The sequence below is a fragment of the Piscibacillus halophilus genome (assembly GCF_900110685.1).
GTDB classification, from domain to species: domain Bacteria; phylum Bacillota; class Bacilli; order Bacillales; family Alkalibacillaceae; genus Piscibacillus; species Piscibacillus halophilus.
In genome coordinates this window covers 1-6,684 of sequence record NZ_FOES01000068.1, presented here as the reverse complement: position 1 = coordinate 6,684, position 6,684 = coordinate 1, and the positions used below count along the sequence as shown (strand labels likewise).

Sequence of the window (6,684 nt, the reverse complement as noted above, 5' to 3'; positions counted from 1 at the left end):
TTATATCGTTATTACGACCTTGTGAAGGAATCAGGAGTTGTAGAATTTGAAAGGTCGATATCGACCTTTCAAAATTGGCAAAAACAAATCATGAATAGCTTCGCATTTGATTTACATAATGGATATGTTGAAGGGATTAATAATCAAACCAAAGTGATTAAGCGTAATGCCTTTGGATTTAAACGATTTGATCGTTTTAGATTAAAGGTGTTATTGCATCATCAATATAAGAATTTAAAGGTTCGTATCAATTAAATTAGGAGTGAGCGTATGCTCACCCCAACATTTGACTTAGAACCCTTTTTCCGATTCTATGAGCGTATTTCTCAATTCTATGGGTGTATTTCTCAATTCTATGGGCGTATCTTTCATTTCTATAGGTGTTTTTTCTAAAAGTCCTCTAACTCTTCACACACGATTTTAGCTGCTAATTCTCCTGATTCTACAGCACTCTCCATCGTGGCAAAATTTGATGTCTTTGTGTAGTCCCCTGCTAATGTGGGGTGTCTTGTTCTGGTCGCATCCAATCTTGATCAAGCTCTAAAGAATAAAACTCATTAGGATGCTTAATCACTCGATAGTCTATTATATGCTCTTCAATATTAAGGCCTAATTTTTTCGCGTCTTGAATGACAGTTTTTAAAATATCTCCTTGATCCATGTCAATAAATTTCGATGCAGGGGATAATATGACAGACAATCTCCCTGGCACATGTCTAAAAGTCGTCCTTGATTGTTCAGCAAAACTAGCCATTGCCGTCCCTGCTCCAAACGTTGTACGATCGTAAGGCATAGATGGTTCATCTAAATCAATTTGTAAAGAAACGGCTGACATCGTCTTGAGATTTAAAAAATTATTGAAACATTCATGCTCGATATTGGACCGTTTTACCAAGTTTTGCGCTGCGTAAATCTCCGTTGCACGGACAGTCTGCTTAGCACGGTATTCGCCAGCTCTTGTGATGACACCTTTCACTTCATTATTTTCATTTATTAGTTGAGTCACTTTACTATTCGTTATAATTTCCCCGCCCTGATTTCGAATAACGTTTGCCATCGGTTCAGACATAATCTCAGACAGTCCGCCTAAATATGCCCCCATTCTCATTTTGTAAAAGCGAGGGAATGATGGTGCCATTAACCCAAAGAAGACATAGGCAGAAAATTTTTCAGGTGGTAAAAAGAAAATTCCCGATGTCAAAGGAACAAGAACAAGATGATAAGCATTGTCTGTCACCTGACATTTTTTAGCGTATTCCTCAACACTTATTCGGTCGAGTTGATCAGGCTTTTTTAAATAATCCATCAGTCCTTTCATATAAAAAGGAAATAATGACCATTTATCCTTGTAGGAAATCGTGTCGTTATTCCCCAACGTTCCTTTAAGCAGTTTGATGGGCCCGTGGACGGGTGCCATCCCAAATGTTGTCACTTCTCCTTATCGAGGAGAACGAAAATCCATTACATCTTCCCAAGCGACGATTTTATTTAGATTAATACCGGCTTTTTTCAAAATCGAAGGGAGGTGTTTGTAATAACCAATGACTCTATGAAAGCCTGATTCGACCAACATACCTTCTTCATCCCATGAAGCCGTACGTCCACCAACAAATGGTTTAGCTTCAATCATAAGAACTCGATAACCTTTTTCAGTTAATAAAAGTCCAGTCGTTAATCCAGCAAGACCTGTTCCAACAATGACCACATCATATTCCAATTCGATAACCCCCGTACTGAACTAATATCCATAGGTTGCCCATAACAAGATAAATCATAATGTAACTAAGGCTTTAGCCCAATTTCTTGAAAAATTGAGACATTTGTCTAGTCTTAAACATATTTTATGGGCAGATACTTAATTATTTAAGGAGTGACATTATGTTTTATCATGTCAAAGAGTTGCAGTATCATGCGAAGCCCGATCGACCTGACCCTCTTTTTGCTAAACAGCTTCAAGAGATTTTAGGTGGACAATATGGCGAAATTTCTGTTGCCATGCAGTATTTATTTCAAGGCTTTAACGTACGTATGGAGGGAAAATATAAAGATTTACTGATGGATGTGGGAACCGAAGAGCTCGCTCACGTCGAAATGTTAGCAACCATGATTGCTCGCCTACTTGAAGACGCACCCATCGGCGACCTTGAAGAAGCAGTAGAAGATCCCGTTTTAGGGGCTGTGATTGGAGGCATGAATCCGCAGCATGCGATTGTATCAGGATTTGGTGCAATGCCTGTTGATAGTGTAGGTAATCGTTGGACAGCTGAATATATTGGTGCAAGCGGTAATTTATTAGCAGACTTTCGTGCTAACGTAATGGCAGAATCACAAGGCCGTTTACAAGCAAGCCGTTTATATGCAACAACCTCAGACCGAGGTGTAAAGGATATGTTAGCCTTTTTAATCGCACGAGATCGATACCATCAAAACATGTGGTTAGCCGCTATTAAAGAACTGGAAGAAAAAGAAGGCGTTATTGTGCCATCTACTTTCCCACCTCATTTAGAGAATCAAGAGGTGGCATACGATTTTTATAACCTATCTCAAGGAAATGCTAGTAGTAAAGGACGTTGGGCAAGTGGACCGAGCATTGACGGCTGTAGCACCTTCAATTATGTAGCGAACCCTAAACCAATGGGAGACCTCCCTAAATTAAACCCTGCTCCAGCTTACTCATTTAATACGAACTTCGACATCCCACCACATAAGTGCTAATGATTCGCCCCCTCATAAGGGGCTTTTTTATGAGCAAAATTTTTGCGACATAATTTAGGTAGGTGATATAAATACTAGTGTAGAAGGAGGTAGACATAATGAGTAAAAAAGTATTAATGGTTGTCACCAACCACACGACAATAACAGATGATCATAAAACAGGTTTATGGTTAGAAGAATTCGCTGTCCCTTACAACGTGTTTAAAGAAAAAGGGTATGACGTTAAAGTCACAAGTATTGATGGTGGCGAAGTCGCACTTGATCCAAATAGTATTGAAGACCGCCCTGAATGGAAAGATGCTGAGGCAGAATTAAAAGATACACAAAAATTAAGTCAAGATGATGCTGAAGGAGTTGATGCCATATTCTTACCTGGTGGTCACGGGACAATGTTCGATTTTCCAGATAGTGAGACTTTACAGTATGTATTACAAAGATTCGCTGACGAAGGGAAAGTCATCGGATCAGTTTGTCATGGACCTTCTGCATTAGTTAACGCAACAGATCGTAGCGGAACACCAATTGTTAAAGGTAAGAAAGTGACGGCTTTCACTGATTCAGAAGAGAAAGAAATGCAGTTGGACATGCATATGCCATTCTTACTTGAAACAAAGCTTCGCGAAAAAGGCGCTAACTTTGAAAGTGATGAAAATTGGCAAGACTTTTCTGTACGTGACGGGAACCTTGTAACTGGGCAAAACCCTCAGTCTAGTCGTTCTACTGCAGAAAAAGTTGTCGAAGCATTAGAGAACTAAGCAGAAAAAAGACTTGGTGAATGCCAAGTCTTTTTTCGCTTTATATACATAGAAAACCCCTTTTCGCTTGATTGCGAAAAGGGGAGATTTTAATTAATCAAGTACTTTTACTTCTACCGTTCTTACGCCCCACTCATTTGCTTCTTCTTTAGTTGGTACGTGGACGTCTATACGATTTCCTTCAATAGAACCGCCTGTGTCTCCAGCAATGGCTTCACCATATCCTTCAACCCAAACGGTTGATCCTAATGGAATCACATCTGGATCAACAGCCACAACTTTTTTGTCGCGATCTTCATTCAAGTTAATACCTGTTGATGTAACACCTGAACATCCTTCACAATCAGCTGTGTAAGCTGTTGCTTCCATCGTCATTGTTTGTGCTGCTTCTTCAGTATTGTTCGTTTGTTCAACTTCTTTTTCTTGAGTAGATGTTTGTTCGTTAGAAGTTTGCTCTACGTTTTCTTCTTGTTTTGTCTCTTCTTTTGATGTTTGTTCATTAGTTGTTTGTTCTATATTTTCCTCTTGCTTTGGCTCCTCTTTTGGTGGAACTTGTCCATCACGTTGAGCTAAGAATTCTTCATAATTTTTAAGAGAATCTAGAGGTAATTCTAACTCTAGTTCTTGTCCAATTTTAATTAGGTCTGAATCTAGTTCATTCCATTCTTTAATGTCTCCAACCTTAACACCTAGATCGCACGCTAATTCGCTTAGTGTGTCGCCTTTTTTGACTTCTAGTACTCTTCTATTATCTATTTTTAAACTTTCCCCTGCTACGATCAAACTAGATGATAGGTTGTTTCGTTCCATTAGGTCTTTTGTTGTTGTGCCATATTCTACTGCTACTTCGCTGACTGTATCGCCTTCTTGGATTTTGTAGTTTACTTCAGCCGATACAGCGGTTGTCATGGCGAAACCTGTCAATAGCATTCCGCCTGCAAGCGATATGATGAGTTTCTTCATATTCTTTCCCTCCTTATAAACTTGCAAGATTTATCATATCACGCGAATACTAGGTTTGTGGTTACACTAAGTTTAAGAGTCATTAACAGATGTAATAGATTTTCTTCTCTTATTGCATAATGATTAATAGTTTGTAATATAAATATCAGTATGTGTAAAAAATGGTGCAAAAACGGGTAGACTCTGGAAAAACTCGAAGGTCAATGATAAAGTTAAAAATATATAGTCAAAGGACACCTAGTATTGAAGGAGAAATTGATATGGAATTCAATTGGAGACTATGGGAATACATTAGTGTGGATAACTGGATTAACATTGGTATTGCCCTGGGAATCTTGCTAATCTTCCACTTACTAAGAAAGCTATTTACTAAATATGTTTTTTATTTTATAAGAAAACTGTTTAATAAAAGTCGTACTGATATATTCCGTCAAATACTTGATGCTTATGAAAAGCCGATCCATTTATTGTTTGTCATTATTGGGCTGTACATAGCAGTCGACTTCTTCCCATATTTGAATCAAGATAGTGAAACGTTTAGAAGTATTATAAAATCATCGTTCATCGTTATAATGGCATGGGGGTTATATAATTTATCCTCGACCTCTTCTTTAATGCTCATAAAACTAAACGAAGAGGCTGGATTAGAAATAGACCAAATCTTAATTCCATTTCTCTCGAAGGCTATAAGAGTGATTATTATCGCGATCACAGCCAGTCTGATTCTTTCTAGCTTTGGATTTGATGTTAACGGATTTGTGGCTGGGCTTGGTTTGGGTGGCTTAGCATTCGCCTTAGCCGCTCAAGAAGTGATCAAAAACTTCTTTGGTGGCGTCGTCATTATTACCGAAAAACCGTTCACCTTAGGCGATTGGGTTAAAACTCAGACAGTTGAAGGTGTTGTAGAAGATATTAATTTTAGAAGTACGATTATTCGTACTTTCGCCCAAGGTCTTGTGACCGTACCAAACTCCACGTTAGCAAATGAGGCCATTACAAACTGGAGTAAAATGGGTAAACGTCAAATTATGTTTAATCTAGGTGTTGAATATAGTACGCCAAAAGAAAAGCTTGAAAAAGTCGTTGAAAGGATTAATGAATTACTCCTTAACCATGACGATATTCATAAAGAGACGATTGTGGTTAAATTTGATAAATATAACGACAGCAGCCTAGATATTTTCCTATACTTCTTTACAAATACAACTGAATTTGATGAGTATTATAATGTTAAACAAGACATTAATTTTAAAATTATGGAGATTCTTGAAGAAGAAGGTGTCTCTGTTGCCCTTCCATCACGTACCATTTATATGGATAACGGTAATGCAGTCGTTACGAACAAAGAGGAAGAATAAAAGTCGCGAGGGTATGGCCCTCGCGACTTTTTATATTAATTTAGCCATGTAATATTCATCGACATATCGCTCACCTAACTTGAGAGAGTCTTTTTTGACCCCTTCAATTTCGAACCCCATCTTTTTATAAAGGTTTACAGCGGCCTTATTTTCAACAATTACGGTTAATTCCAGTCTATGTAGTTGAACTTTTATTGCCCATTCCTCCATTTTTTGAAATAACCGTGTCCCAATGCCTTTGCCACGTGCACACTCTTTAATTCCAATCACAATGGATGCGACATGTTTGTTTTTGGTTGCTGAACCCCCACGAATGATTAAATAACCTAATAGATCATGCTCCTCTTCAGCAATAAATAAGTTAGACCGTTTTTCACTATTGATTTTTTGAATCATTTTTTCTTGCATGTCAACTGTCCAGTGGCGTTCTTCTGAGCCATAAAGCATATAGTCGCTTTCTCTTTCGACCTGCAAAATAGATTCTGAAAGATTTAGGGCATCATTTAAGGTAGCTCGTCTAATGTTCACCATTCTCCCTCACTTCTTTTTTATTCATTATATATTTTTCTTTTAAGAACCTCCAATCGAGTAGGAGGAGGTGATTAACCTCCGACCTCTCACACCACCGTACGTACGGTTCCGTATACGGCGGTTCAATAGTTTGAGTGTGCTTTCTCGAGAAGTTGGTTCAAGTCTTTTAGACCAGCTTTCTCGAGAATTTTATTGTTAATAGCTCTGTGAAGTATATGGCTACATGCTATGCACCAATATCCCTTCCTTGTATTAGCCCATTCCCAAGCTTTTTGTTTTGGTATTTTAAGCTGAACAAGACTTTTATATCTTGTTTTAACCTTTTTCCATCGCTTCCAAATAATTTGTCTAATCCTACGTCT

General features: G+C 38.0%; 9 protein-coding genes. 4 read left to right on the top strand and 5 right to left on the bottom strand.

The genetic code is table 11. The features are described 5' to 3' along the window. The coding region (locus tag BMY57_RS15565) for a transposase (protein ID WP_143063862.1) at positions 1–255 on the top strand (255 nt) is incomplete at its 5' end. A gap of 134 nt (positions 256–389) precedes the next feature. Here BMY57_RS15565 and BMY57_RS16545 read toward each other — a convergent pair. The 3 genes from BMY57_RS16545 to BMY57_RS16410 are packed head-to-tail and all read right to left on the bottom strand — an operon-like array spanning position 390 to position 1,717. After that, on the bottom strand, positions 390–458 hold the full coding sequence (locus BMY57_RS16545; protein ID WP_369678871.1) for a hypothetical protein: 69 nt from the start codon (positions 456–458) through the stop codon (positions 390–392). 35 nt (positions 459–493) lie between these two features. Beyond that, positions 494–1,432 (bottom strand): FAD-dependent oxidoreductase, encoded by a 939-nt coding sequence (locus BMY57_RS15560; RefSeq protein WP_256205336.1) that lies wholly within the window; start codon positions 1,430–1,432, stop codon positions 494–496. A 6-nt stretch (positions 1,433–1,438) separates the two neighbouring features. Continuing rightward, positions 1,439–1,717, bottom strand: a complete 279-nt coding sequence (locus BMY57_RS16410; protein ID WP_256205335.1) for an FAD-dependent oxidoreductase — start codon at positions 1,715–1,717, stop codon at positions 1,439–1,441. Positions 1,718–1,878: 161 nt separating this feature from the next. Between BMY57_RS16410 and BMY57_RS15555 the strand changes: the two genes are divergently transcribed. Beyond that, a complete protein-coding gene (locus BMY57_RS15555) occupies positions 1,879–2,715 on the top strand; it encodes a manganese catalase (protein ID WP_091776289.1) in 837 nt (278 codons plus the stop codon). Between the two features lie 98 nt (positions 2,716–2,813). Beyond that, the gene (locus BMY57_RS15550) at positions 2,814–3,470 is read left to right on the top strand and encodes a type 1 glutamine amidotransferase domain-containing protein (protein WP_091776286.1); all 657 of its coding nucleotides are present in this window, start codon (positions 2,814–2,816) and stop codon (positions 3,468–3,470) included. A 93-nt stretch (positions 3,471–3,563) separates the two neighbouring features. Here the strand turns inward: BMY57_RS15550 and BMY57_RS15545 are convergent, their stop codons facing one another. Next, positions 3,564–4,433, bottom strand: a complete 870-nt coding sequence (locus tag BMY57_RS15545) for a LysM peptidoglycan-binding domain-containing protein (RefSeq protein ID WP_091776283.1) — start codon at positions 4,431–4,433, stop codon at positions 3,564–3,566. Positions 4,434–4,693: 260 nt separating this feature from the next. Here BMY57_RS15545 and BMY57_RS15540 point away from each other — a divergent pair, with 260 nt between their 5' ends. Further along, a complete protein-coding gene (locus tag BMY57_RS15540) occupies positions 4,694–5,791 on the top strand; it encodes a mechanosensitive ion channel family protein (protein ID WP_091776280.1) in 1,098 nt (365 codons plus the stop codon). A 30-nt stretch (positions 5,792–5,821) separates the two neighbouring features. Here BMY57_RS15540 and BMY57_RS15535 read toward each other — a convergent pair whose 3' ends face one another. Continuing rightward, positions 5,822–6,322 carry a GNAT family N-acetyltransferase gene (locus tag BMY57_RS15535; RefSeq protein WP_091776277.1) on the bottom strand — a complete coding sequence of 167 codons (501 nt, stop codon included), beginning with the start codon at positions 6,320–6,322 and terminating at the stop codon, positions 5,822–5,824. Positions 6,323–6,684: the final 362 nt, after the last annotated feature.

Bases quoted from the DNA above. Each gene is read 5' to 3' on its own strand.
- BMY57_RS15545 (WP_091776283.1), bottom strand. From the start codon at position 4,433: ATGAAGAAACTCATCATATCGCTTGCAGGCGGAATGCTATTGACAGGT.
- BMY57_RS15555 (WP_091776289.1), top strand. From the start codon at position 1,879: ATGTTTTATCATGTCAAAGAGTTGCAGTATCATGCGAAGCCCGATCGA.
- BMY57_RS15550 (WP_091776286.1), top strand. From the start codon at position 2,814: ATGAGTAAAAAAGTATTAATGGTTGTCACCAACCACACGACAATAACA.
- BMY57_RS15540 (WP_091776280.1), top strand. From the start codon at position 4,694: ATGGAATTCAATTGGAGACTATGGGAATACATTAGTGTGGATAACTGG.
- BMY57_RS15535 (WP_091776277.1), bottom strand. From the start codon at position 6,322: ATGGTGAACATTAGACGAGCTACCTTAAATGATGCCCTAAATCTTTCA.